Consider the following 25,029-nt stretch of genomic DNA (forward strand, 5'->3'; position numbering starts at 1 on the left):
CGGGACGGCGACGGCGGCGAGGCGGTCGTCGTCGGCTCCAAGATCGACACCGAGGGCGAGCTCCTCGGGCAGATGATCATCCTGCTGCTCGAGAACGAGGACATACCGACCGAGAACCGGCTCAGGACGGGCCCGACCGAGGTCGTGCGCTCCGCCCTGCTCTCAGCCGAGATCGACATGTACACCGAGTACACGGGGACGGCCGTGAGCCAGTTCTTCGGCGACGAAGTCGATCCTGCCATCTCCAAAGAGGCCACCGAGTCCTACGAGACGGTCAAGGGCCTGGACGAAGAGCAGAACGACATCGTCTGGCTCCAGCGCGCGCCCGCGAACAACACATTCGCGATCGCCATCCCTCGCGAGCTGTCGGAGGGCGAGGGGATCGAGACGCTCGAGGACTGGTCGGAGTACATCAACGAGGGCGGCGAGGTGAAGCTGGTCGCGAGCCAGGAGTTCGCGGACCGCGAGGACGGGCTGCAGGCCTTTGAGGAGACGTACGGCTTCGAGCTCTCCGACGGCCAGCTCATCCTGCTCTCGACAGGCGACACCGCCCAGACGGAACGCGCGGCTGCCCAGGGAACGGAAGGGGCGAACGCGGCCATGGCGTTCGGCACCGACGGGAACCTCGACGCGCTCGGCCTTGTCGTGCTGGAGGATCCGCGGGGAGCGCAGGCGGTCTTCCAGCCCGCCCCGATCGTGCGGGCGGAGGTGCTCGAGACGTACCCGCGGATCCCCGATATCCTGGACCCCGTGTTCGAGGGCCTCACGCTCGAGACGCTCCAGCGGCTCAACGGGCAGATCGCGGTCGAGGGGCGTCCCGCGGCCGAGGTGGCCGAGGAGTACCTGCGGGACGAGGGGCTCCTGTAGGGTTGCGGGCGCAGAAGGTACCCTAGGCGCCACGGGCGCCGTTGAATGCGGACCGGCGGGGCGGAAGCCCAGCCCGGCCGTCGCATCGACACGAAGAGGAGGGTCTTGGCCTCGCGCCCCGATAGGGTCATGCTCGCCGGCGGCCTCCTCGCGGCACTCGCCCTGCTCGCCCTCCCGCTGGTCTCGCTGCGCGAGAACCGCCTTGCCGAAGGGGTGCCACACGGACTCGGGGCAGCGGGTGGCTGGGCGCTCGCTGTGGCGGGCTTCGCGGCGCTCGCCCTGGTCGCCGCCTTCGTCGCCCGCCGCCGGCTCCGCGGCCTGCTCGCGCTGCTCGACGGGACCGCGCTCGTCGTGTCGCTCGCCTGGGCGCTGGGGTCGGCCTCTCGTGCCCTGCTGGAGGCGGCTTCGCCCTTCGCGCGGGCTTCCGTAGGAGCCGGCACGTGGCTGGCGGTCGCCGGCGCCGCCATGCTGCTCTTCGCCGGCGACGACGCCTACGGCGACGGGGCCGCGAGGCCGGCTCTGGGGGCGGCGCTGGCCGTGGGCATCGCGGGAGCCGTCGTCCTCGGCGGTCTCGACCGCATCTCGCTCGCGGTGGAGTACGAGGTGCAGTCGCGGATCTTCTGGGAGGGGATGGGCGGGCACGTCGCGCTGTCGGGTGGCAGCCTGCTCTCCGCCGCGGTCATCGGCGTGCCGTTGGGCACGAGGGCGGCGAGCGCCCCGGCGGTCAGGAGGGGCGTCCTCTCCGTCACGGGTCTCATCCAGACGGTGCCGAGCCTTGCGCTTCTCGGCCTGCTGATCGCACCGCTGGCGCTGCTCTCGACGACCTACCCCGTCCTGAGGCAGCTCGGCATCCGAGGGATAGGCTTCGCGCCCGCGTTCCTCGCGCTCACGCTCTACGGGCTGCTGCCGATCGTGCGCGACACCTACCTTGGGCTCCGGGGGGTCGACCCCGGTGCGGTGAACGCCGGGAAGGGGATGGGCATGACGCCGGTCCAGCTCCTGCTGCGCGTGCGGTTCCCGCTCGCGCTCCCGCTCGTGTTGGAAGGCGTCAGGATCGCGGCCGTGCTCGTCATCGGGATCACCACCGTGACGGCGCTCGTCGGGGCCCGCACCCTCGGGACGCTGGTGTTCAACGGCCTGGGGCAAGGCGCCTACGACCTCACGCTCCTCGGCGCGCTGCCGGTGATCGCGCTCGCGGTGCTGGCCGACTACTCGTTGCGCTGGCTAGCGAGGGCGGTCACGCCGAGGGGGGTGCGCGCGTGATCGAGTTCGACCACGTGACGAAGGCGTACGGCGCGCGAACCGTGGTCGACGACGTCAGCGCGAAGGTACCCGAGGGTGCGGTCTGCATGCTCATCGGCCCGTCAGGGTCGGGCAAGACCACCCTTCTGCGCACCGTGAATCGGCTCGTCGAACCCACGTCGGGGCGCGTCCTGATCGGCGGGCAGGACGTATCGCGTTGCGATCCCGAGGATCTCCGCCGCGGGCTGGGCTACGCGATCCAGTCGGTCGGGCTGTTCCCGCATCTGACCGTACGCGAGAACATAGGCACGGTGCCGCGTTTGCTGCACTGGGACAGGCGTCGCATCCAGCGTCGCGGCGACGAGCTGATGCGCCTTGTGGGCCTCGATCCGGCCACTTACGGCGACAGGCACCCTCGCCAGCTCTCGGGCGGGGAGGCGCAGCGCGTGGGAGTGGCCAGGGCGCTAGCGGCCGATCCTCCGGTGCTGCTCATGGACGAGCCGTTCGGGGCGGTCGACCCGCTGACGCGCGAGCGCCTCCAAGAGGAGTTCGCGCGCATCCAGCGCGAATTGCGCAAGACGGTCCTGTTCGTCACGCACGACATCGACGAGGCGATCCGCCTGGCTGACTACATCACGATCATGAGGGGTGGCCGTCTCCTGCAGCAGGACACGCCGGAGGCGATCCTCGAACGGCCGGCGGACAAGTTCGTCCACGACTTCATCGGCGCCGACCGCGCCTTGAAGCGGCTCGTCCGCATACGTGTGGGCGACGTCATGCGACGAGACCCGCCGAGCGTACGGGAGGGAACGCCCGTGGACGCTGCCAGAAGGGCGGGCGGGGCGTCGCGTTTCGTGTACACGGTCGACGCCGGGGGCGGCCTGACCGGCTGGCTCGACAAGCGGATGCTGCGGGACGGGGACATCGAGGCCGTCGTCACTCAAGTCGACGCCGGGACCGTCGCGGTGACCCCCGACGTGTCCCTCAAGGACGCGCTCTCCCGGATGCTCGGCCTCGGCTTCCGGTCGATGCCGGTAGTCGACGAGGCGGACCGGCTCGTCGGGGAGGTCGGCTTCGAGTCGATCGAATCGGCGCTGTCCGAGGACCCGTCGTGACCGCGCGAAGTCTCCGCCGTCGGCTCGCCCTGATCGCGGCCGCCGCGGCGAGCTTCGCCGCCCTCGTCTCGGCGCCGCGCGCATGGGAGGCGTTCCTCGGGGCGCTTTACCCCGACGCCCCCCGACTGCTCTATGAGAGGACCGGCTTGGCGACCCTCACGGCGCAGCACGTAGCGCTGGTGGCCACGGCGTCGGTACTCGTGGTGCTCGCCGGTGTGCCGCTCGGCCTGTGGGTGACGCGGCCGTCGGGGAGGGACTTCAAGCGCGTGGTGGAAGCCGCGGTCGACCTCGGCCAGACGTTCCCGCCCGTGGCCGTTCTCGTGCTCGCGGTGCCGGCGTTGGACGCCTTCGGGTTCCTCCCCACCGTTACGGCCTTGTTCGTCTACGGGCTGTTCCCCGTGGTGAGCAACACGATCGCGGGCATCGAGAGCGTGCCGGGGGACACCGTCGACGCGGCGAGGGGTATCGGCATGGGCCCCTGGCAGGTGCTCGCTCGCGTGGAGCTGCCGCTGGCCGTGCGGGTGATCCTCGCCGGCGTGCGGACGTCGACCATCGTCGCCGTGGGTACCGCGACCCTCGGCGCCACGGTCGGTGCAGGCGGCCTCGGCGTGCCGATCATCGCCGGCCTCGTCCAGCGCAACCTCGCCTACATCACCGAGGGAGCGCTCGCGGCGGCGCTGCTCGCGCTTCTCATCGACGCCGCTCTCGAGACCGTGGAGGACGCTCTGGCGCTTCGTAGCGGCACCGAAGCGGGCGGCGCGTGAGGCGAGACACCGGCGACGCGGGCAGCGCCGGCCGCCGCAGCTGGCCTGCGCGGCGTCCCCCCGCTACCCTCAGGCCATGACGGGAGGGAGGCCGGTGGCGGAGCGTACGAACGGCGGTGCGCGACCGGGCGCGAGCGGCGACGGCTTCGCGCTCGAGCGGCTCGCCCGCGAGGCGGTCGGATCCGGCGGGATGCTCCCTCCGGGCGCGCCGGTCGTCGCCATGGTCTCCGGCGGGGCGGACAGCGTCGCGCTGCTGAGGCTTCTGGCCTCCGGCACGCTCGCGCCCGGCTCCCCGCTGTCGGTCCTGCACGTCGACCACATGCTGCGCCCCGACTCGGCCGAGGACGCCGCGTTCGTCTCCGAGCTGTGCGCGTCCCTCGGCGTGCCGGTGACGGTCGCGCGCTACGACGTCGGCGCGTACGCGGCCGCGGAGGGGCTCAACGTCGAGGACGCCGGCCGCAGGGTGCGCTACCGCTTCGCCGAGGAGGAGCTCGACGCGGCCTGCCGGCGCGCGGACGTCGCGGTCGAACGCGGCCGCGTAGCGGTGGCACACACGCTCGACGATCGCGTCGAGACCGTGCTCATGCGTCTGATAGCGGGTGCCGGACCCGGCGCGCTGGCCGGCATCCGCCCCGTGCGCGGCCGCGTCGTACGCCCGCTGCTCCGGGCGCGGCGGAGCCAGGTGACGGCCTACCTCGACTCGCTCGGGCAGCCCTGGCGCGAGGACCCCACCAACCGCGACATCTCTCGCACGCGCGCACGTGTACGCTGGGAGGTCGTACCGCTGCTCGCGGCGATGAACCCTCGCTTCGCCGAGGCCGTCGAGCGCACCGCCGACATCGTCGGCGAGGAGGACGCCTTGCTCGCGGAGATGGCCGAGGCGTTCGCGCGCGACTTCACGGAAACGGTCGAGACCCGCGGCGGCGCGCCCGAGCTGCGCGTCGATCGCGCGCTCATGACGACGCTCACGCGTCCGATCATCCGGCGCGCGCTGCGGGCCGCCCTGGTCGAGGCCTTCCCCGAGGCGTCGCGGCTGGAGGCCGCGCACCTCGAGGCACTGGTGGACGGGGTGTCCTCGGAGGGCTTCGCGAGGGACCTCCCGGAGGGCCTGCGGGCCTTCACCGAGTACGATACGATGGTGGTCTGCCGGGCGGGGGAGAGCCTCCCTGCCCTGGCACCCGCTTTGCTCGACATCCCGGGTATCGCCGAGCTCGGCGAGGCCGGCTCCATCTCCGCCGAGGAGGTCGCGCCGGACGCGCCGACGGGCGGGCCCGAGACGGCGACGGTGGATGCGGATCGCGTCAGCGGGCCGCTGATCGTGGACTCGCCGAGGGAGGGCGACCGCATGCGGCCCCTCGGGATGAGGGGGACCAAGAAGCTCTCCGACATCCTGACCGACGCGAAGGTGCCGCGGAGGCGGCGGCCGGTCACGCCGGTGGTGCGCGACGGAGAGGCGATCGTATGGGTCGCGGGAGTGAGGCTGAGCGAGGAGCACAAGGTGGGTCCGGAGACCCGCCGGGCGCTCCGGCTCACGTGGAGCGGACGGGACCGGGCGTAGCGCGGAAGGACTGGCGGATGCACCCCGACCTCGCAGGAGTGGTGCTGACAGAGGACGAGATCCAGACCCGGGTGAGAGAGCTGGGCGAGGAGATCAGCGAGCGCTACGGTGACGAGAGCGTGCTCCTCGTGGCCGTCCTGCGCGGCGCGGCGCTGTTCGTCGCGGACCTCGCCCGCACGATCGCCTCACCCGTGGAGATCGACTTCATGGCGGTCTCCAGCTACGGCTCCTCGACGAAGACCTCCGGCGTGGTCCGGATCATCAAGGACCTCGACGAGGTGATCGAGGACCGCAACGTGCTCGTGGTCGAGGACATCCTCGACACCGGACTGACGCTCAAGTACCTGCTGCGCAATCTGGCGTCACGCAAGCCCCGCTCGCTCGAGGTGGTGACGCTGTTGAGCAAGACAGGCAAGCAGCGGGTACCCATAGAGTGTGCCTTCGTCGGGTTCGAGATACCCGACGAGTTCGTGGTCGGCTACGGGCTGGACTACGCCGAGAAGTACCGGAACCTGCCTTACGTGGGTGTTCTGCGGCCAGAGGTCTACGGCGCCTGAAGGGTCCGCCTCACGGCTCGAGGGAGAGAGTCTTGAACAAGAACATCAGGACGGCGCTGCTCTACCTGCTCCTCATAGGGCTGGCCGCGCTGTTCATCTCCAGCAACATGCCGGGTGGCGACAAGGTCACCAAGCTCAAGACCAGCGAGTTCCAGCAGGCGCTCGGCGAGCAGCGCATCGTGACCGCCGAGGCCAAGGCGCGCGACCGCGTCATCGAGGGCACGTTCTACGAGTCCGCCGAGGCCATGAAGGACAAGGAGGACCCGGTCCAGTACACGTCGCAGTTCCTCGGCGAGGACGCGTTCACCGAGCAGATGCAGGCCGCCCAGCGCGACTACGCCGACGAGGGCCGGACGCTGACCTTCGACGTCGACCCGCAGAACACCGCGTGGTGGACGGGACTGCTGACCTCGCTGCTGCCCATCGGCTTGCTCGTGCTGGTGATGATCTTCTTCATGCAGCAGTTCCAGGGCGGCAACTCCAAGATCATGTCCTTCGGCAAGGCCAAGACGAAGCGCATGACGCGCGACCAGCCGAGGATCACCTTCAAGGACGTCGCCGGCGCCGATGAGGCCGTCGAGGAGCTCCAGGAGATCAAGGAGTTCCTGGCCAACCCCGGCAAGTTCCAGGCACTCGGCGCCAAGATCCCCAAGGGCGTGCTGCTCGTCGGGCCTCCGGGGACCGGCAAGACGCTGCTCGCTCGCGCGGTCGCGGGCGAGGCGGCCGTGCCGTTCTTCTCGATCTCGGGCTCGGACTTCGTCGAGATGTTCGTGGGCGTGGGCGCCTCGCGCGTGCGCGACCTCTTCGAGCAGGCCAAGGCTGCGGCCCCCTGCATCGTGTTCATAGACGAGCTCGACGCGGTCGGCCGCCAGCGCGGCGCCGGTCTCGGCGGCGGCCACGACGAGCGCGAGCAGACGCTGAACCAGCTGCTCGTGGAGATGGACGGCTTCGACATCAAGGACAACGTCATCCTCATGGCCGCCACGAACCGCCCCGACATCCTCGACCCCGCGCTGCTGCGCCCGGGGCGCTTCGACCGCCAGATCGTGGTGGACCGACCCGACCTGAAGGGCCGCGTGGGCATCCTCAAGATCCACGCGCGCGGCAAGCCGATGGCCGACGACGTCGACATCGAGGTGCTCGCGCGCCGCACGCCGGGCTTCACCGGCGCCGACCTCGCGAACCTCGTGAACGAGGCGGCGCTGCTCTCGGCGCGCCACGGCAAGAAGCTGCTGGACATGTACGAGCTCGAGGAGGCGATCGAGCGCGTCATCGCCGGCCCCGAGCGCAAGACCAGGCTGATCTCCGAGAAGGAGAAGCGCGTCATCGCCTACCACGAGTCCGGTCACGCACTCGTCGGCCACGTGTTGCCCAACACGGACCCGATCCACAAGATCAGCATCATCTCGCGCGGCCAGGCGCTCGGCTACACGCTGGCCCTCCCGACCGAGGACAAGTTCCTCGTGGCCAGAGGCGAGATGCTCGACAACCTGGCGATGTTCCTCGGCGGGCGCGTGGCCGAGGAGCTGGCGCTGGGCGACGTCACCACCGGCGCGTCGAACGACATCGAGCGCGCCACGAAGATGGCCAAGCAGATGGTCATGCGCTACGGCATGAGCGAGAAGCTCGGGCCGCAGACCTTCGGCGAGTCCAACCACGAGGTCTTCCTGGGTCGGGACTTCTCGGCCAACGCGGACTACAGTCCCGAGATCGCCTACGAGATCGACAAGGAGATCCGCAGGCTCATCGACGAGGCGTTCGAGAAGGCGCACGGCATCCTCTCGGAGCGCCGCGCCCAGCTCGACCTGATGGCCGCCGTCCTCATGGAGCGCGAGACGGTCGACAAGGAGGAGCTGGAGGCCCTGCTCGCCAACAAGTGGGACGAGCAGCTCGCGCGCGAGAGGGAGCGCGAGGAGGCCGAGGCCGCCGCGGAGGCCGAGAAGCCCAAGCGGGTGCGCAAGCCCAAGGAGAAGGAAGAGGGCGCCGAGGGCGTCCAGCCGGTCCCGCAGGCGTAGGCGGGGGTGAACGTGACGTATCGAGGCGGCGGGTCCGGTCGGGTCCGCCGCATTCGCCCTGGGCGGGGGCCGTCCGTCCGGTGAACGCCCACGTCCACCACACGCTGACCCGTCGCTGGGCGGAGCAGTGCGGGTACGCTCCCGCCGATGCCGAGCAGGTGGCGCTGTGGGACGCCGCGACCGACCGGCTGTTCCCCGGCGGCAAGCGGGTCTTCCTCGGCTACCACTTCGCCAACCGGGGGGCGGAGGAGCTCGCCGAGGCGTTCCTCGCGCGGGCGATCGACGACAAGGACCTTCGCTACCTGGGGGTGGCGCTGCACTGCGTGCAGGACGCGGTGTCTCACGGCCGGCTGAGCCGCTTCCTGCACTGGCCGGGGATCGACGTATGGGCGCGCCGCAGCCCGCGCGTGCGCGAGCGGCTGGAGCGCCGCACCAAGGAGGTGCTGCGCGCCTACGCGGACGGGCTGAGGCCGGCAGGCGAGCACGACCCCCGCGAGTTGCCGCAGCTGCCCCTCGAGCCGCCGTACGCAGCGAGCTGAGGGCTCGGCGCCCCGGCCCGGTCTCTCGCGCCGCCGGTCCTCTACGCGCACGACCGTTCATCGGCGACGAACGGTGCTATTCATCACAGGCGCCGACGTGCCGATGTAAGATATGTGCAGCATTCGTCTTCCCTGCCAAGGTGGGGCGCCCATGGCAAGGGGGGGACCCTCCGTGGACACGCGTGACGACCTCATAGCCCGCGAGCCTTTCGAGCCCGTGCCCCGCGCGGCGCTGCTCGCATCCGCCCCCCTGGCTCGGGGCCGCTTCCGCCTCCGCCGCCGGCTGCGACATCTGCTGTCCAGGCTCAGCGCCCGGCGCGCCCGGCTCGACCTCATCTCGTCGCTGCAGGAGGTCGCCTCGGCGGTCTCCTCGACGCTTTCCGTCTACGAGGTCCTCGACTCCGTCGTGACGCACGCGAAGCGCGTGACCAACACCGACAAGGCGATCGTCTGCCTGTTCCACGAGGACGACGAGCGTCTGGACGCCGAGCACCTCGTCGTCCGCGGCGCGCGCAGCAAGCATCCCGAATCGTGGTGGAGCGAGCAGCTCGAAGGCATCGCCGAGCAGGTCTACCGGACCGGCCGCACCTACCTGCACCTCGACGGTCCCAACGACGCCTGGCTGCTGTGCGTGCCCGTGAAGGTGCAGGAGCACCCCATCGGACTGCTGTGCGCGATCAACTCACGCAAGCGCCGCTTCGAAGAGGAGCAGGTCGCGTTCCTCGTGGTGCTGGCGTCGTTCGCCGCCTCCGCGCTCGAGAACGCGCGCCTGGCCGAGCAGGCCCGCTACTCGCTGCTCGCCAGCGAGCGAGACCGGATCGCGCGCGAGATGCACGACGGGCTCTCCCAGTCGCTGTTCAGCGTCTCGCTCGGGCTTGAGGTGTGCCGCAAGCAGGTCGTGCGGGACCCGGCAGGGACGAGGCGACGCCTGGCGGAGGTCTCGGAGCTGCTGGCCAGCAGCCTCGCCGACCTGCGCCGCTACATCTACGACCTGCGCCCGATGAAGCTACGCGAGCTGGGCCTCGCCGGTGCCATCGAGTTCTGGGTCCAGGAGATGACGTGCGACCGCCCCCTCGCAGGACGGGTCGTCGTCGAGGGCGAGCAGCAGCGTCTGGCGCTGGGCGCCGAGGTCTCTCTCTACCGCATCGCACGCGAGGCGATCGGCAACGCCATCAAGCACGCCGGCGCGTCCGACCTGGAGGTCCTGCTCCGGTTCGAGTCCGGCTCCGTCACGCTGTCGGTATCGGACGACGGCGAGGGCTTCGACGTGGATTCTGCGTTCACGGACAGCGACGCCGGCAACACCATCGGGCTGCGGAGCATGCGGCAGCGCATCGAGCAGGAGGGCGGCACGCTGGAGGTGTTCAGCGACTCGGGTGAGGGGACCCGGCTGGTCGCTACGATGCCTATCGAGGGCGAAGGGGAGGAGCGATGGGCGATATCCGTGTCCTGATCGCCGACGACCACGAGCTCGTCCGCCTCGCGCTTCGCAACCTGCTCGAGGCCGAGGGATACATCCGGGTCGTCGGCGAGGCCGCCGACGGCGAGGAGGCGCTGCGCCTGGCACGCGAGCTGGACCCCGACGTGCTCCTGCTCGACCTGCGTATGCCCAAGATGAGCGGGGTGGAGGTCTGCCGCGAGATGGGCGGGTCCGGTTCGACGACGCGGATCGTCGTGCTCACGAGCTACGACGACGACGAGGAGCTCTTCGCGGTGCTTTCCACCGGGGTCGCCGGCTACGTCATGAAGGACACCAGGCCCGACGGCATCCTGCAGGCGGTTCGCGCGGTGGTCGAGGGCCAGACGGTACTGGACCCGACGGTGGCCAAGCGCGTGATCGACGGCCAGCCCCCCCACCACGCCCCGCAGCCGATCGAGGGCCTCTCCGAACGCGAGGTCGACGTGCTGCGACTGATGGCGAAGGGATGCAACAACCGCCAGATCGGGCAGACGCTCTGGATCGCCGAGGCGACCGTCAAGAGCCACGTGAGCCACATCCTGCGCAAGCTCGACGTCACCGACCGCACCCAAGCGGTGCTCGCCGCGGTGCGCAGCGGGCTCGTGGACGTGTCGGAGCAAGGCGGGTAGCTGCTCCCGCGCGGCCGCGCCGCGTGTGGTGCGACAACACTCGCGCGGGTGGCCCTCGTCCCCGCGCTCGACCACGCTACCCCTTCGCCGTCCGGTCTGACTCATCCTCCAGTATGACTCCTCTCCTCGACCCATGGGCGAAAACCATCGGAGCAGCGCGTTCATCCCGATTCATCCGTTTGCTCGTGGCGAAGACTGTCAAAGAACCGGAAGGATATGGATGAGCGTTCCGCCGAGGCGGGACGCGAACACGGGGGACGTTCCGGCCCGTCGGCAGAGGCGGGCCGGAGGGCCGGCCCCCAACGGGGAGGAGGTGCTGTGCAGATGTTCACCAAGCTGTATGTGAAGGCTCAGACGCTGCGGGCGTCCGAGGAGGGTGCGACGGCGACCGAGTACGGCCTGCTGGTGGCGTTCATCGCGTTCGTGATTATCGCCGGTGTCGGGCTCTTCGGCGGCGCGCTCAACGCGTTCTTCATCAAGCTCCAGGGCGCCGTTAACGGGTGGAACCCGTAGGCCGCAGGTTCGCACGTCCGACTCACCCGGCGGGGAAGCCCGCCGGGTGAGTCTACCGAGGAAGAGGCGGGATGGCACTCGTCATGGTCGTCATGGGCGCAAGAGACGCCGTGCGGCGGGAGGCGGGCGCAGCCGCCGTGGAGTTCGCGATCGTCTGCATCCTGCTGCTGATGATCGTGGTCGGCATGGTGGAACTGGGTCGCCTGTACGCGGCGCAGCTGTCGATCACGCACGCGGCACGGGAGGGCGCCAGGCTCGCCGCGGTCGGGAAGTTCGACGAGTCGGCGGTGAAGGATCGCGCCTTCCCTCTCGACCCCACGATGGTTTCGGTCACCGGGCCCTCGGAGGGCACGACGGCCGGCGAGAAGTCAGTGGAGGTCACGGTCAGCTATCCGTTCCAGGTAGGGCTGCTCGGCAGCGACTGGGTCATCAGGCCCGAAGCCGTCTCGCTCAGCAGCACGGCCGTCATGCGAGCGGAGTATTGAGATGAGACGCGAGAGAGCGTTGGGTGGAGCGGGTTCTCGCGGCGCGGGCCGGCGGCACATCATTCCGGCCTTGAGAGGTGACGAGGGCGCGACGGCGACCGTCGTCGCGGTTCTGTTCGCGTTCGGTGTGCTGTTCGGCGTCGCGATGACCGTCGTGGACGCCGGCTCCCTGTACGCGACGCGCCGGAACCTGCAGTCGGCGGCCGATGCGGGCGCGCTCGCGGGGGTCCAGCAGCTTCCTTCCGATACGGCCGGCGCCGCCGCCGACGCCGACATCTACGTTCAGGAGAACGCCGCCTTTCCGGTGGAGTGGGTGACGTCGAGCTTCTCGAGCACGACCGGCTCGGGTTTCACCGACACTATCCATGTCACCGTCCGAGGAACCGCTCCTGTCTTCTTCGCCCGGTGGTTCGGACATGGCGACAAGCCGATCGAAGCAGGGGCGACGGCCGTCGTGGGCTCGCCCACGACGTACGAGAGCGGCGTCATGCCCTTCGGCATCCTGGCCGAGGACCTCGCCCCACCGTACGGCCTCCCGCTGGGAGAGGAGTACACGCTCAAGCTCGCAGCCGGTGATGCCAGCCAGGGCAACTACCACATCGTCGACCTGACTTCCTTCTCCGACGAGAACAACACGAAGAACCTGATCAAAGACGGCGGGTCGAGCCAGCCCATCAGCATCGGCGACACGTTCCCCACACAACCGGGCAACGTCCAGGTGCCCAACTACAAGGCCCTGAACGACTACCTCAGCGGGTGCGACCACGAGTTCGCCGACCTTGTCCACGATGCGTCGGGGATCTACAAGCCGCCGCTCGACCCAGACGGGGTCTCGTGCCGGCGGTTCATCGTCTGCCCTGTCGTCGTGATCGACGGTCTGGCCGCACCCGAGTGCTTCGACTGGGAGGAGACGACAGGGGCCACGTACGTGAGGGTGATCGGCTTCCTGAACGTCTTCGTGAGGGGCGATGCGGATGCCGACGCCGGGACGATGACCGGAAGGCTGCTGCAGGTGGCGTCCACCGAGATGACAGGCAGGATGCCTCTGCAGCCCTACGCAGGCGTGCGCTGGTGGTTGGAGGAGTAGACGCCGCAACGCGGCGACCAGGCCGACAGGGGGAGTAGCCTTGCGCTCGAGAATGATCATGATCGTCGTCGCACTGGTACTCGGCGGGTTCGCGGCCGTGCTGGCCGGACGTTATCTCACGAGCGCGAAGGCCACGATCGACGCGGACTCGCAGCCGGTGGAGGTCCTCGTCGCCGAGGCGGACATCCCCAGGGGCGTGAGCGCGGAGCAGCTCTTCGAGCAGAAGCTCGTCACCCGTGCCAGGATCCCGCGCAGGTTCGTCGCGGCCGGAGCGATATCCTCGGCGCGCATGGTCGAGGGGCAGGTGCTCGCCGTGCCCGTCTCTTCGGGCGAGCAGCTGAGCACGAGCCGCTTCCAGTACCCCAGCGAGGCGGGGCTCGCGCACAACGTGCCGAAGGACTACGTCGCCGTCTCCCTGCCCGTCGACATGGTGAGCGGCGTCTCCGGCCTCCTGAAGCCTGGCGACCACGTAGCGGTGATCCTCTCCCTCGCCGACGATGACGAGGGCGACGATAGCGTCACGAGGATCGTGGTCCGCAAGACGCGCGTCCTCGCGGTGGACCGCAGCGTGGGCGTGGAGAAGACCGAAGGCGTGACGCAGGCCGCGCAGGGTGGTCAGGGGCTCGGCTCCGGCGGTGTGGCACAACAGGAGACGGGGCCGATCACGGTGACCCTGGCGCTCTCGCCCGAGGATGCTGAGAAGCTCGTGTACGGCGTGAACTTCGGTTTCGGTTCCCGCGACGACCGCAAGGTGTGGCTGGCGCTGTTGCCCGCGGACAGCGACGGCGCTCCGGTGACCGCGGGCGTCCGGCGCGCCGGCGTGTACAAGTAGGCGGGACGATGAGGATCCTGCTCGCAGAACCCGAAGACCAGATATCGGCGCCGCTGGTCATCCTTTTGGACGGCGGTGCCGAGGACACTGTCGAGCGCTCGACTTGCGTCGACGACGCGCTCCAGCGCCTGACGCCGTCGGATCGGCCGCAGGTGCTCGTCGTAGGGCCGTCTCTGGCCGACGCGGCGACGCTCGTCAGGATCGAGGAGGCGCTGAACCGCTCCGATGCGGCGGTCGTCCTGCTCGCCAGGAATCTGGACACGGAGCTGCTGCGGCTGGCCATGCGCAGCGGCGTGAGTGACGTGCTGCCGGTGGACGAGGCATCTCCTCAGGAGGTGCTCGACGCCGTGCGCGCGGCGGGGACGGCCGCGTTCGAGCGCGCGCGAAAGCGCGGGCCGGAAGACCCCGGCGAGATCCAGCCCGAAGCGCGCGTGGTGACGGTCTTCAGCACCAAGGGCGGTGTGGGCAAGACGTTCCTCTCGACGAACCTGGGCGTCGCGCTGGTGAGGAACCACGGCAAGCGTGTGATCCTGCTCGACCTCGACCTGCAGTTCGGCGATGTCGGGATCGTCCTCGGCCTGGAGCCCAAGCGCACGATCCACGACGCGGCCCAGGTGTACGAACGGCTCGACTCGACGATGCTCGAGGGTCTGCTCGTCGAGCATTCCTCGGGAGTGAGGGCGATGCTCGCCCCGGTGCGTCCCGAGGACTCCGAAGGGATAACATCCGCACGCGTCAACGGGATCATCGGCCACCTCAGGAAGCTGGCCGACTACGTCGTGGTGGACACCTCGCCGGCCTTCTCGGACGTCGTCCTCGGGGCTCTCGACCAGAGCGACGCGGTCTACGTGGTGACGACGATGGACGTCGCCAGCATCAAGAACACCAAGATCTCGATGCAGAAGCTGCATCAGCTGGGATACGACGGGGATCTTATGCGCCTCGTGCTCAACAGGGCCGACAGCAAGGTCTTCCTGGAAGAGGGGAAGGTCTCGGAAGCGATAGGTGCTCCGATCGGAGCACGGATACCCAGCGACCTGCTCGTCCCCAGGTCGATCAACAAGGGTGTTCCCGTGGTTCTGGACGCTCCCAAGTCCAGGGTGGCGCGCAGCATCGATGAGATCGCGCGGGACGTCGTGCGGCGCTTCGAACAGGAGAGGACGGACGATGTCGCTTAGGGACCGGTTGGCTCAAGCCTCTCCGCGGGAATTCTCCGACCAGGTCTTGGCGGATCCCTCTTCAAGGAAGGCCAGGGACGCGATAACCGGGCACCTTCACTATCTCCTGATCGAGGAGATGGGACCGGCGCTGGACGACCTGGGAGACGGCATCGGCCTCCGCTACGAGATCGAGCGGAGGCTCAGGGAGCACCTGAGGGAGGAGACAACACCGCTCTCCGAGGCGGACCGCGGCGAGATCATCCAGGACGTAGTGGACAACGTGCTCGGATACGGTCCGATCGAGAGCTTCCTGAACGACCCGTCGGTCACGGAGGTCATGGTCAACAACCCGGACGCCGTCTACATCGAGCGCGCGGGCAAGATCCACCGCACCGACCGGCGCTTCGTCGACGAGGACCACCTGAGGAGGATCATCGACAAGATCGTGGGGAGGGTGGGCAGGCGGATCGACGAGAGCTCCCCGCTGGTCGACGCCCGCCTCCCCGACGGCTCCCGGGTGAACGCCATCATCCACCCCCTCGCCGTCAACGGACCGATGCTGACGATACGCAAGTTCTCCGTCGAGCCCTACACGGCCGAGGATCTCGTAGGGTTCGGATCGCTGACTCCCAACCTGGTGCGGTTCCTCGAGGCCTCGGTGAGGGGGAAGCTGAACGTGCTCATCTCGGGGGGGACCGGCACCGGCAAGACGACCCTGCTGAACGTCTTGTCCTCGTTCGTGCCGCACGACGAGCGGATAGTGACCATCGAGGATGCCGCGGAGTTGCGGTTGAACCAGGAGCACGTGCTACGCCTCGAATCACGACCGGCGAACATCGAGGGCAAGGGGCAGGTGACGATACGCGACCTCGTTCGCAACTCCCTGAGGATGCGCCCCGACCGCATCATCGTGGGCGAGGTACGCGGCGGTGAGGCGCTCGACATGCTGCAGGCGATGAACACCGGTCACGAAGGGTCGCTCTCGACGATCCACGCGAACTCGGCGCGCGACGCGCTGGCGCGGCTGGAGACGATGGTCATGATGGCCGGGTTCGACCTCCCGGTCACCGCCATCAGGCAACAGGCGTGTGCCGCGCTCGATCTCATCGTTCATCTCACCCGCTTGAACGACGGGTCTCGCCGCGCCACGCATGTCACCGCAGTGGAGGGCATGGAGGGCGAGACGATCGTCCTTCAGGACATCTTCTACTTCGACTATTCCGCCGGTCTGGACCCCGAGGGGCGGTTCCTCGGCAGGCTGAAGACGACGGGGCTGCGCCCCAAAGTCGTGCGCAAGCTGGAGGATCTCGGTATCGTGCTCCAGGCTGACCTGTTCGAGTACGAGCCGCCGGAGCGGGCGTGACGATGCAGGGCCTTCGGCACACATCCGTGGCGCTCTTGTTGGTGGGAGCCCTGGCGACGCTTCCCGTGCTCACCGCCTCGGCGGACCAGGCAGGTCTCGACCTGAGCGTGCACGGCATCGACGCGGACTCGTACCCGCTGGTCACGCTCGAGATCGGGCTGCCCGCGGAGATGCTCGATCGCGAGGGTCTCGCGCATCCGGAGTTCGAGGTGACCGAGAACGGGGAGGCGGTCTGGCTGGCCAGGTCGTCACGCTTGGACCCGGAGGCCTCGGACGTGAACATCGTCCTGGTCATGGACACGAGCCGCAGCATGAAGGGCAGACCGCTCGAGGACGCGCAACAGGCTGCGAGGACGTTCTGCGCCGACATGGGCGGGCGCGCGCCCGTAGCGCTGGTAGCGTTCAGCTCCGAGCCGGAAGTCGTCGTGCCTTTCACGAGGGACCGGGACTCTCTCCTGCGGGGAGTCGAGTCGCTGACGGCACATGGCGGGACGGCCGTGTATGACGCACTGGTCACCTCGGCGCGGATCCTGTCCGTGACGCGGGAGGGGAGGCGTGTCGTCGTGCTGTTGTCCGACGGCGGGGACACGTCTAGCGTACGCAACCTCGATATGACGGTACGGGCACTGCAGGATGCGAACGCGGTGGTGCTCTCCGTGGCCCTGCGATCCCCCGACCTCAACGAGAGCGCTCTCGGCACTCTGGCCTCCCGGACGCGGGGCAGGAGCGTCTCGTTCGCGGACAGCGGCGGCCTCTCGGACTACTACGCGGGGCTGGCGCGCGAGTTCAGCAGCGTCTACTCGGTCACCTACAGGAGCTCGGAGCCCCATACGAAGGACATCGAGGTGGACATCCGTGCCGAGGCCGGCGGCAGGCATGCCACGGCCGCCACCGTGTTTCCCAACCCGGCGTACCTCCAGGCCGTGGAGTGGGCGGGCACGGGGCTTTCGGTCCCCGCCGCCGCCCCCGCCTACCTCGTCGGCTCCGTCTCGCTCGCGTTCGGCTCCGTCGTCATCCTGGCATTCGCCGGACTGTTGTCGCTCCTCGGAAGGCGGGGACGACTCGACCAGCTCCGATACTACGACCAACTGCACGGCGAGACCGGCGCACCTCGCGATCCGGAACGCGACCTGTGCGCGAGGGTCGTCGAGGCTGTGGGAGCGGTGGCGGGACGGCGCGGCTTCACCCAGCCCATAGCCCAGAAGCTCGAGAGGGCGGGCGTCTCCCTGAGGCCGGCCGAGTACATCACCGCTCACATCACAACGGTCGTGCTCCTCGGCTGGGTCGTCCAGATGCTTTCCGGCGATCTGACGCTGAGCCTCGTGACCATCGTGCTCGCCAGCGTCGGCCCGCTCGCGCTCCTGGATGGCAAGGGCCGAAGGCGGACGGCGGCGTTCGACGCCCAGCTGCCGGATGTCCTGAACCTGGTCGCCGGAGGCCTTCGGACCGGCTGGGGCCTGCAGCAGGCGCTCGAACTGGTGGTCAACGAGGGCAGGCCGCCCGCTTCCGTCGAGTTCAAGCGCGTGCAGATCGAGACGCGGCTGGGTGTGCCGGTCGAGCAGTCGCTCCAAGGGGTCGCGGACAGGCTCGGCAGCCGGCAGTTCGCCTGGGTCGTCGTGGCCGTCGCGATCCAGCGCGAAGTCGGGGGGAACCTCGCCGAGGTGCTCGACAACGTAGCGCGTTCCGTTCGCGACCGCGAGGCGCTGGAGCGCCAGGTCGAGGCGCTCACGGCCGAAGGCAAGCTCTCCGCGATCATCCTGACGGTCCTGCCGTTCGCGGTCGCGGGCGGGCTCTGGCTCATGAGCCCGACGTACATGATGACGGCGATCGGCAGCCCACTGGGAGCGGCGATGTTCACCAGCGCCGGGCTTCTGCTGTTCGTCGGCGTCATGTGGCTCAGGCGGGTATCGAGGATCGAGTACTGAGATGACTGTGACTATCGCGTTGGTGTTCGCGGCCGCGGCGCTCTTCGCGTACGGCGGCATGTCGATGGTCTTCGGCGACGAGAAGCTGGTCGCACGCCGCCTGAAGGGTATGACCGACTACGAGATGGCGCAGATACGGGAAGCCGAGCCGGTCCTGCAGTCGTTCCAGGAGCGCGTGCTGGTCCCGTTCGGCAGGGGCGTGCATGGCCTCCTCCAGCGTGTGTGGCCGAAGGAGTACTGGAGCCGCCTCTCCGCTCGGGTCACCATCGCGGGCAGGCCCGGCGGGATGGGCGCCGAGTCGTTCTTCGCCGTGAAGCTGGGCACGGCCCTGCTGCTGCCGTCGCTGGCCGCCGCCCTCATCGCGTTCCTCCCTTGGTCGTTCGGCATGAAGCTCCTGTTCCTCGCGGTGCTTGCGGTGCTCGCATACCTGTCGCCGAACCTGTGGCTCTCCTCCGTCACCCGTTCCCGCCAGGACGGGATCCGTCGCGAGTTGCCGGACATGCTGGACATGCTGACGATAAGCGTCGAGGCGGGTCTGGGTTTCGACGCCGCGCTGTCGAAGTACGTCAAGAACAGCGACGGCGCGCTCGCGCGCGAGTTCGGGAGGGCCCTGCAGGAGGTGCAGGCCGGAGCGTCGCGCAAGGAGGCGTTGAAGCGTCTGGCGGAGCGAGCTGACGTCACCCCCCTCAGCTCGTTCGTCTCGGCGATGGTCCAGGCCGACGTCCTCGGGATGAGCATCGCGAACGTCCTGCGCGTGCAATCGGAGGAGATGCGTCTGAGGAGGCGCCAGCACGCCGAGCGCCAGGCTCAGAAGCTGCCGGTGAAGATGATCTTCCCTGTCATCCTGTTCATCCTGCCCGCGACTCTGATCGTCGTGCTCGGCCCCGCGATGATCGCTCTGATGCGGTTGTTCGGCGGGAACGGCTGAACCTGACTCGCGCATGCCCGGGGGGTCCGGCGCCCTGCCATGCATCTCGCGCCTCCACCTCCCGTTTGGCGCGTTCCTCGCTGCCTTCCGGGCAGCGCGTGCGTTAGGATGTGACGCACGCCGGGCCGCGGGGGCGGCTCGCCGGACGGAGGCCGCGCTTGGACCGCGACAAGATCATCGAAGGTGTACGCCTGATGCTGGAGGGCATCGGCGAGGACCCCTCGCGCGAGGGGCTCCTCGGCACGCCCGAGCGAGTGGCCGACATGTACGGCGAGATCTTCGCCGGGATCACCGAGGACGCCGCCGAGCACTTCTGCGTGACCTTCGACGAGGGGCACCGCGAGATGATCCTCGTGCGCGACATCCCCCTGTACTCGGTGTGCGAGCACCACCTGGTTCCATTCATCGGGCGCGCGCACGTCGCCTACATCCCCGGCTCCCACGGCCGCATCTGCGGGCTGTCCAAGCTGGCGCGCGTCGTGGACGTCTTCGCGAAGCGCCTGCAGGTCCAGGAGCGCCTGACCGCCCAGATCGCGGACACGATCGTGGAGCACCTGCTGCCCCAGGGCGTGATGGTCGTGATCGAGGCCGAGCACCTGTGCATGTCGATGCGCGGCGTCCAGAAGGCCGGCGCCGTCACCACGACCTCTGCCGTGCGCGGCGGCTTCGAGACCAACCCCGCCACCCGGGCCGAGGCCATGTCGCTGATCATGGCCGGCCGCGGGTAGCGGGCCTACGCTCCCGGCGTTCGTCCCCGGCCTACCGCCCCGCGCGCTCCAGCACCCGCCGCACGTGCGCCAGCGCGTCGTCGCGCGTGGCGAGCTCGCCCGAGAGCTGCCGCTCCCGCACCTCGTCGAGCAGCCGGCCGAGCAGCGGGCCGGGCGGCAAGGACAGCTCGTCGATGAGGTCGCCGCCGGTGATGAGCGGGCGGGTCTCCAGCCTGGGCCCGACCCTCTCGTAGTACTCGCCGATGAGCGCCCCGGCGAAGCGCCGCATCGACTCGGTCCGCGCGGGGTCGCTCGCCGGTCCTCGGGTGGCCATCCCGTCGGCCGCCGCGAGGAGCAGCAGCGCGACGCCGGCCTCGCCGTTGCGGCGGAAGAAGCGGAAGAGCCGCTTGTCGGAGAGCGGGCGGCTCGCCTCCAGGTCCGCCGGCACCAGGTGACGGTCCACGTACGCCTCCAGCTCCGCGATCTCGCGCACGCTCAGGCGCAGGCGCCCGCCGGCCTCTCGCGCCGCCCGCGAGCCGATGCGGCTGTGGGTGTAGAAGGTGACCCTTCCGGCGTCCTCGCGCCGTGCCGGGGGCTTGCCGAGGTCGTGCAGGAGCGCGGCGAGCTTGAGCAGCGCCCGCCTCGGCCGCTCCTCCACCGGCTCCTCGTCGAGGAAGGCCAGCACCCGCCGGGCGTGCTCCCCGGCCAGCGCCGGCAGGTCGCCGAGGAGACGCTCCAGCATGGCGAGGGTCTCCAGCGAGTGGTGCCAGACGTCCAGGTGGTGATACTCGTTCTGGGTCACGCCCCGCATCGGCAGCGTCTCGGGCAGCGCGGCGGCCAGGACGCCGCACGCGTCCGCCGCAGTGACGCACGCGGCCGAGAGGGGCTCGGCGAGCATGAGGAAGAGCTCGCGGGCGGTGCGCTCGGGCGCCGAGCGCGTGAGGTCGGCGGCGTGCTCGCCGACCCAGTCCAGCGTCTGCGGGTCGATCCCGAACCCGAGCGTGGCCGCGAACCGGAAGGCGCGCAGAGTCCGGAGCGGGTCGTCGGCGAAGGCCCGCTCGCTCACCGCGCGCACGACGCCTCCCCGCAGGTCCTCCTCGCCGCCGAACGGGTCGATCAGGGCCTCCTCCGCGCCGAGCGGGCCGAACGCCATCGCGTTGATGGTGAAGTCGCGGCGCGCGAGGTCGCCGTCGAGCGTGCCGGCGAACGCGGTGACGTCGTAGGTGACGCGGTCGGGAGTCACGATCCGGACCGTGCCGCGCTCCTCGGCCAGCGGCACGTAGGCGGCGCCGAGGCGTCCGGCCAGCGCGCGCCCATAGGCGGGCGCGTCGCCTCCGAGCGCGACGTCGATGTCGGCGAGCGCCTGCGGGCGGCCGAGCAGCGCGTCGCGTACCGTCCCGCCCACGAGGTACGCTTCCTCGCCGCGGGAGGAGGCCAGGTCGGCGACCGGGGCGATGCGCCGGCGCAGCGCGCCGTCGGGCAGGCGCGGGTCCTGGGACATGTCTCTCCCCTCTTGTCTCCAGACGTATACTATCCGCCACGGGCCGCCCGAGCGGCGGGCCGGCGAGCGGACTCCCGGCGGCGAGAGGAGCTGACGGTGGGCGTGTGGCGATGCGGCCGCTTCGAGCTGCCGACGGATCGAGCGCTGGTCATGGGCATCCTGAACGTCACGCCGGACTCCTTCTCCGACGGCGGCCGGTTCGTCGGCCCCGGCGGCGTCGACGCGGAGGCCGCCCTGCGGGAGGGGCTGGCGATGGCGGCGGCCGGCGCCGCTGTCCTGGACGTCGGCGGGGAGTCGACGCGCCCCGGGGCCGCCGAGGTGTCCCCGGCCGAGGAGGTGGCCCGGATCGAGCCGGTAGTGCGCGGGCTCGCCGAGGCGGGGGGCTGCGCCGTCTCGGTCGACACCCGGCACGCCGAGGTGGCGCGGGCGTGCCTGGAAGCGGGCGCGGACGTGCTCAACGACGTCGCGGGCTTCCGGGACGGAGCCATGGTGGAGGTCGCTGCCGGCAGCACGGCGGGCTGCTTGGTGATGCACATGCTCGGCGAGCCCCGCACGATGCAGGACGACCCGCGCTACGGCGACGTCGTGGCCGACGTGAAGGCGTGGCTGCTCCGGCGCGTCGAGACGCTGGTGGACGCCGGCGTCGACCGCGACCGCATCGCGATAGACCCCGGGATCGGGTTCGGCAAGACGACCGCGCACAACCTGGAGCTGCTGAGGCGGCTGCCCGAGCTCGTCGCCACCGGGCACCCCGTCGTCGTGGGTGCCTCGCGCAAGCGGTTCATCGGCGAGATCGCCGGAGGCGGCCCCGAGGAGCGGCTCGAGGGCAGCCTCGCCGCCGCGGTCTGGGCGGCGGCCATGGGCGCGGCGGCGGTGCGCGTGCACGACGTCGGGCCGACGGTGCGCGCCCTGGCCGTGACGGGCGCGATCGGAGGCGCCGGCTGAGGCGCGGGACCGTGGGCATCAGGCTTGCTGCGGGTAGAGAGACGAGTGGGCGAGCTCTGGGCAGCGGGGCCCGCCGGGCCGGCAAGAGCGGAGGCGACGTGGCCGTCGAAGCGTACATAGGCCTCGGCACGAACATCGGCGACCGGATCGGCAACATCGCGCGCGCGCTCAAGGAGATGGACGAGCTGGAAGAGGTCCGGCTGCGCGCCGTCTCGCACGTGTACGAGTCGGAGCCTTGGGGGGTGCCGGACCAGCCGACGTACGCGAACGCCGCTGCGCGCATCCGCACCACGCTGCAGGCCGACGAGCTCCTCGGCCGGTTGCAGGCCATAGAGGCGGCGATGGGACGCGTGCCCGGCGAGAGGTGGGGTCCGCGCGTGATCGACCTGGACATCCTGCTCTTCGGCGACGAGGAGTGGGCCAGCGAGACGCTCACGATCCCTCACCCGAGGATGGGGGAGCGCGATTTCGTGGTCCACCCGCTGATGGAGGTAGCGCCCAAGGGGCTGCGCTACCCCGACGGACGCCCGGTATCGAGGCGCGGGTGGCTCGGCCGGTGCAAGAACGATCTCGGACCGGTGCCGGGGTTCGAGGAGCTCTCGCCGGTTCCCGCCGAGGGCGGGGAGCTGGTGTGCTCGCTGGAGGAGCCGCAAGCGCCGGGACCGGTGGTTCCCGGCGATGTGGGGCAGTGGCGGACGATCGCCACGACAGCCGGCTTCGGCCGCCTCGACACGGGGGAGTCGCCGCTGGCGTTCAAGGAGTCGGTACTGCGGGACGAGGGGATCCCCTACGCCTACGACCCGCACCCGCCGGCTGGCGGCTTCAACCCGTGGGGCCTCGGCGCGCAGATCAAGCTGAAGGTGCCGGCCTCGGAGTACGAGCGGGCCGTCGAGGCGATCCGGGGCGCCGAGCGGGAGCGTTCCGAGGAGCGCAGCTAGCCGGCGGAGCGCCGCCGATCGCGAAGCGCCGCCGAGGAGGGCATCGGCGCAGCTGGTGGTATACTCGCAACCTCCGAACCGCCCGGCAGGCGGGGGCCGTTCGCCCACCTCCGGGCCCAGGCCCGAGGGAGGGAGCCAGTGAGCCAGCATACGCCCCCGGAGCGGGAGCGGCGCCTCACCGTCACAGGCCTGCGCGCCATGAAGGGCGCCACCCGCCGCATCGTCGCGATCACCGCCTACGACGTCGCCTTCGCGCGCCTCGTCGACGCCGCGGGCGTGGACGTCGTGCTCGTGGGCGACTCGCTGGGCATGACCGTCCTCGGGCACGGTTCGACCCTGCCCGTGACCGTGGACGACATGGTGCGGCACACCGCGGCCGTCTCCCGCGGCGTGGAGCGCGCCCTGCTCGTGGCGGACATGCCGTTCATGAGCTACCAGGCCGATCCCGCGGACGCGCTGCGCAACGCGGGGCGCCTGATGGCCGAGGGCGGGGCGCAGGCGGTCAAGCTGGAGGGCGGACGCCAGGTGGCGCCGACGATCGAGCGCCTCGTCGGTGCCGGCATCCCCGTCATAGGGCACGTCGGCCTCACGCCGCAGTCGGTGCACGCGATGGGCGGCTACCGCGTGCAGGCGCGCGAGACCGTCACCGCGCTGCGGCTGCTGGACGAGTGCCGCGCGCTGGCCGAGGCCGGCGCCTTCGCCGTGGTGCTCGAGTGCATCCCCGCCGAGCTCTCGGAAGTGGTGACCGCCGAGGTGGCGATCCCGACGATCGGGATAGGCGCCGGAGCGGGATGCGACGGCGAGGTGCAGGTGCTGCACGACCTCCTCGGGCTGACCGAGCAGACCCCCAGGCACGCCTCGCGCTTCGCGGAGATCGGCGGCGCCGTCGTGGAGGCGGTGCGCCGCTACGCGGAGCAGGTGCGCGCGGGCGAGTTCCCCGCGGAGGCGAACTGCACGCGGATGGAGCCCGCCGTCGTCGAGGAGTTGCGCCGCGCCGTCGGCGGGCGCGAGGGGCCGGAGGAGTAGCGCGTGGAGCTGCTGATCGCCAAGGAGGAGGTGCGAGAGGCGCTGGCCGAGGCCCGCCGCCGCGGCGCGCTCGTGGGCCTCGTGCCGACGATGGGCGCGCTGCACGAGGGGCACCTCTCGCTCGTGCGCGCGGCGGCGCGGCGCTGCGACGTGACGGCCGTCTCGGTCTTCGTGAACCCGACGCAGTTCGAGCGGCCCGACGACCTGGCGAGCTACCCGCGGGACCTGGAGCGCGACGTCGAGCTCCTGCGCGCCGAAGAGGCGACGTTCGTGTTCGCGCCCACGGCCGAGGAGGTCTACGGCGGAGGCGCCGAGGTCACGGTCGACCCCGGCCCGCTGGCACGGGTACTCGAGGGCGCGAGCCGTCCCGGGCACTTCGCGGGGGTGTGCACGGTGGTGGTCAAGCTGCTCAACGTCTTCATCCCCGACCTGGCGTTCTTCGGCGAGAAGGACTTCCAGCAGCTGCGGGTCCTCGAGCGGATGGTGCGCGACCTGGACTTCGGCGTGCGCGTGGTGGGATGCCCGACGGTGAGGGATGCCGACGGGCTCGCCATGTCGAGCCGCAACGCGATGCTCTCCCCCGAGGACCGAGCGGCGGCGCTGGCGCTCCCGCGAGCGCTCGAGGTCGCGCGCGAGGCCGCGCACGGCGGCGAGCTCGACGCGCGCTGGGTCGCGGCCGCGATGGATTCCACGCTGGCCAGCGCCCCAGGAATCGAGCCGGACTACGCGGAGGTGGTCGACGAACGGACGCTCGAGCCGCTCGAGCGGCTGGACCGCCCGGGTCGCGCGGTGGTGGCGGCCACGGTCGGAGGCGTGCGCCTGATCGACAACGCGGAGCTGGCGCCAGGGAGGACGGCGTGAGCGCGGCGAGCGG

At 70.4% G+C, this 25,029-nt stretch carries 24 protein-coding genes; 23 read left to right on the forward strand and 1 reads right to left on the reverse strand.

Going from position 1 to position 25,029, the window contains the following annotated elements; translation table 11 throughout:
• The 19 genes from IBX62_05675 to folE form a co-directional block, all read left to right on the forward strand.
• A partial coding sequence (locus IBX62_05675; GenBank protein ID MBE0476569.1) for an ABC transporter substrate-binding protein occupies positions 1-867 on the forward strand: 867 nt, incomplete at its 5' end.
• 129 nt (positions 868-996) lie between these two features.
• Positions 997-2,130 carry an ABC transporter permease gene (locus IBX62_05680; protein ID MBE0476570.1) on the forward strand — a complete coding sequence of 378 codons (1,134 nt, stop codon included), beginning with the start codon at positions 997-999 and terminating at the stop codon, positions 2,128-2,130.
• Entirely contained in the window at positions 2,127-3,224 is a 1,098-nt protein-coding gene (locus IBX62_05685) for an ABC transporter ATP-binding protein (GenBank protein MBE0476571.1), read from the forward strand. The genes IBX62_05680 and IBX62_05685 overlap by 4 nt, the downstream gene beginning before the upstream one ends.
• Complete coding sequence (locus IBX62_05690) at positions 3,221-3,988, forward strand: ABC transporter permease (GenBank protein MBE0476572.1); 768 nt, start codon at positions 3,221-3,223, stop codon at positions 3,986-3,988. Before IBX62_05685 ends, IBX62_05690 begins: the two co-directional genes overlap by 4 nt.
• A 94-nt stretch (positions 3,989-4,082) precedes the next feature.
• Positions 4,083-5,546: a tRNA lysidine(34) synthetase TilS gene (gene tilS, locus IBX62_05695; GenBank protein MBE0476573.1), complete on the forward strand. Its 1,464-nt coding sequence runs from the start codon at positions 4,083-4,085 to the stop codon at positions 5,544-5,546.
• 17 nt (positions 5,547-5,563) lie between these two features.
• The gene (hpt, locus tag IBX62_05700; protein MBE0476574.1) at positions 5,564-6,103 is read left to right on the forward strand and encodes a hypoxanthine phosphoribosyltransferase; all 540 of its coding nucleotides are present in this window, start codon (positions 5,564-5,566) and stop codon (positions 6,101-6,103) included.
• Between the two features lie 107 nt (positions 6,104-6,210).
• On the forward strand, positions 6,211-8,118 hold the full coding sequence (gene ftsH, locus IBX62_05705) for an ATP-dependent zinc metalloprotease FtsH (protein MBE0476575.1): 1,908 nt from the start codon (positions 6,211-6,213) through the stop codon (positions 8,116-8,118).
• A gap of 80 nt (positions 8,119-8,198) precedes the next feature.
• Positions 8,199-8,657 carry a hypothetical protein gene (locus IBX62_05710; GenBank protein MBE0476576.1) on the forward strand — a complete coding sequence of 153 codons (459 nt, stop codon included), beginning with the start codon at positions 8,199-8,201 and terminating at the stop codon, positions 8,655-8,657.
• A 172-nt stretch (positions 8,658-8,829) separates the two neighbouring features.
• The gene (locus tag IBX62_05715; GenBank protein ID MBE0476577.1) at positions 8,830-10,110 is read left to right on the forward strand and encodes a GAF domain-containing sensor histidine kinase; all 1,281 of its coding nucleotides are present in this window, start codon (positions 8,830-8,832) and stop codon (positions 10,108-10,110) included.
• Complete coding sequence (locus IBX62_05720; GenBank protein MBE0476578.1) at positions 10,089-10,745, forward strand: response regulator transcription factor; 657 nt, start codon at positions 10,089-10,091, stop codon at positions 10,743-10,745. Before IBX62_05715 ends, IBX62_05720 begins: the two co-directional genes overlap by 22 nt.
• Before the next feature lie 324 nt (positions 10,746-11,069).
• On the forward strand, positions 11,070-11,258 hold the full coding sequence (locus IBX62_05725) for a Flp family type IVb pilin (GenBank protein ID MBE0476579.1): 189 nt from the start codon (positions 11,070-11,072) through the stop codon (positions 11,256-11,258).
• A gap of 92 nt (positions 11,259-11,350) precedes the next feature.
• A complete protein-coding gene (locus tag IBX62_05730; GenBank protein MBE0476580.1) occupies positions 11,351-11,743 on the forward strand; it encodes a pilus assembly protein in 393 nt (130 codons plus the stop codon).
• A gap of 1 nt (position 11,744) precedes the next feature.
• Positions 11,745-12,830 carry a Tad domain-containing protein gene (locus IBX62_05735; protein ID MBE0476581.1) on the forward strand — a complete coding sequence of 362 codons (1,086 nt, stop codon included), beginning with the start codon at positions 11,745-11,747 and terminating at the stop codon, positions 12,828-12,830.
• A 58-nt stretch (positions 12,831-12,888) separates the two neighbouring features.
• Positions 12,889-13,662 carry a Flp pilus assembly protein CpaB gene (cpaB, locus tag IBX62_05740; GenBank protein ID MBE0476582.1) on the forward strand — a complete coding sequence of 258 codons (774 nt, stop codon included), beginning with the start codon at positions 12,889-12,891 and terminating at the stop codon, positions 13,660-13,662.
• An 8-nt stretch (positions 13,663-13,670) separates the two neighbouring features.
• Positions 13,671-14,840 (forward strand): P-loop NTPase, encoded by a 1,170-nt coding sequence (locus IBX62_05745; GenBank protein MBE0476583.1) that lies wholly within the window; start codon positions 13,671-13,673, stop codon positions 14,838-14,840.
• A complete protein-coding gene (locus IBX62_05750; GenBank protein MBE0476584.1) occupies positions 14,830-16,185 on the forward strand; it encodes a CpaF family protein in 1,356 nt (451 codons plus the stop codon). The genes IBX62_05745 and IBX62_05750 overlap by 11 nt, the downstream gene beginning before the upstream one ends.
• Entirely contained in the window at positions 16,182-18,110 is a 1,929-nt protein-coding gene (locus IBX62_05755; GenBank protein ID MBE0476585.1) for a VWA domain-containing protein, read from the forward strand. The genes IBX62_05750 and IBX62_05755 overlap by 4 nt, the downstream gene beginning before the upstream one ends.
• A 1-nt stretch (position 18,111) precedes the next feature.
• Positions 18,112-19,038, forward strand: coding sequence for a type II secretion system F family protein (locus IBX62_05760; GenBank protein MBE0476586.1), 927 nt, complete (start codon positions 18,112-18,114; stop codon positions 19,036-19,038).
• 158 nt (positions 19,039-19,196) lie between these two features.
• On the forward strand, positions 19,197-19,766 hold the full coding sequence (gene folE / locus IBX62_05765; protein MBE0476587.1) for a GTP cyclohydrolase I FolE: 570 nt from the start codon (positions 19,197-19,199) through the stop codon (positions 19,764-19,766).
• A gap of 31 nt (positions 19,767-19,797) precedes the next feature.
• Here folE and IBX62_05770 read toward each other — a convergent pair whose 3' ends face one another.
• A complete protein-coding gene (locus tag IBX62_05770; protein MBE0476588.1) occupies positions 19,798-21,246 on the reverse strand; it encodes a CCA tRNA nucleotidyltransferase in 1,449 nt (482 codons plus the stop codon).
• Positions 21,247-21,396: 150 nt separating this feature from the next.
• Here IBX62_05770 and folP point away from each other — a divergent pair, with 150 nt between their 5' ends.
• From folP to IBX62_05790, 4 genes are all read left to right on the forward strand, one after another.
• Positions 21,397-22,191 (forward strand): dihydropteroate synthase, encoded by a 795-nt coding sequence (gene folP / locus IBX62_05775; protein MBE0476589.1) that lies wholly within the window; start codon positions 21,397-21,399, stop codon positions 22,189-22,191.
• Positions 22,192-22,289: 98 nt separating this feature from the next.
• On the forward strand, positions 22,290-23,129 hold the full coding sequence (folK, locus tag IBX62_05780) for a 2-amino-4-hydroxy-6-hydroxymethyldihydropteridine diphosphokinase (protein MBE0476590.1): 840 nt from the start codon (positions 22,290-22,292) through the stop codon (positions 23,127-23,129).
• A gap of 198 nt (positions 23,130-23,327) precedes the next feature.
• Complete coding sequence (panB, locus tag IBX62_05785; GenBank protein MBE0476591.1) at positions 23,328-24,155, forward strand: 3-methyl-2-oxobutanoate hydroxymethyltransferase; 828 nt, start codon at positions 23,328-23,330, stop codon at positions 24,153-24,155.
• 9 nt (positions 24,156-24,164) lie between these two features.
• Positions 24,165-25,016 (forward strand): pantoate--beta-alanine ligase, encoded by an 852-nt coding sequence (locus IBX62_05790; GenBank protein ID MBE0476592.1) that lies wholly within the window; start codon positions 24,165-24,167, stop codon positions 25,014-25,016.
• Positions 25,017-25,029: the final 13 nt, after the last annotated feature.

Source organism: Coriobacteriia bacterium (assembly GCA_014859305.1).
Taxonomy (GTDB): domain Bacteria; phylum Actinomycetota; class Coriobacteriia; order Anaerosomatales; family Kmv31; genus Kmv31.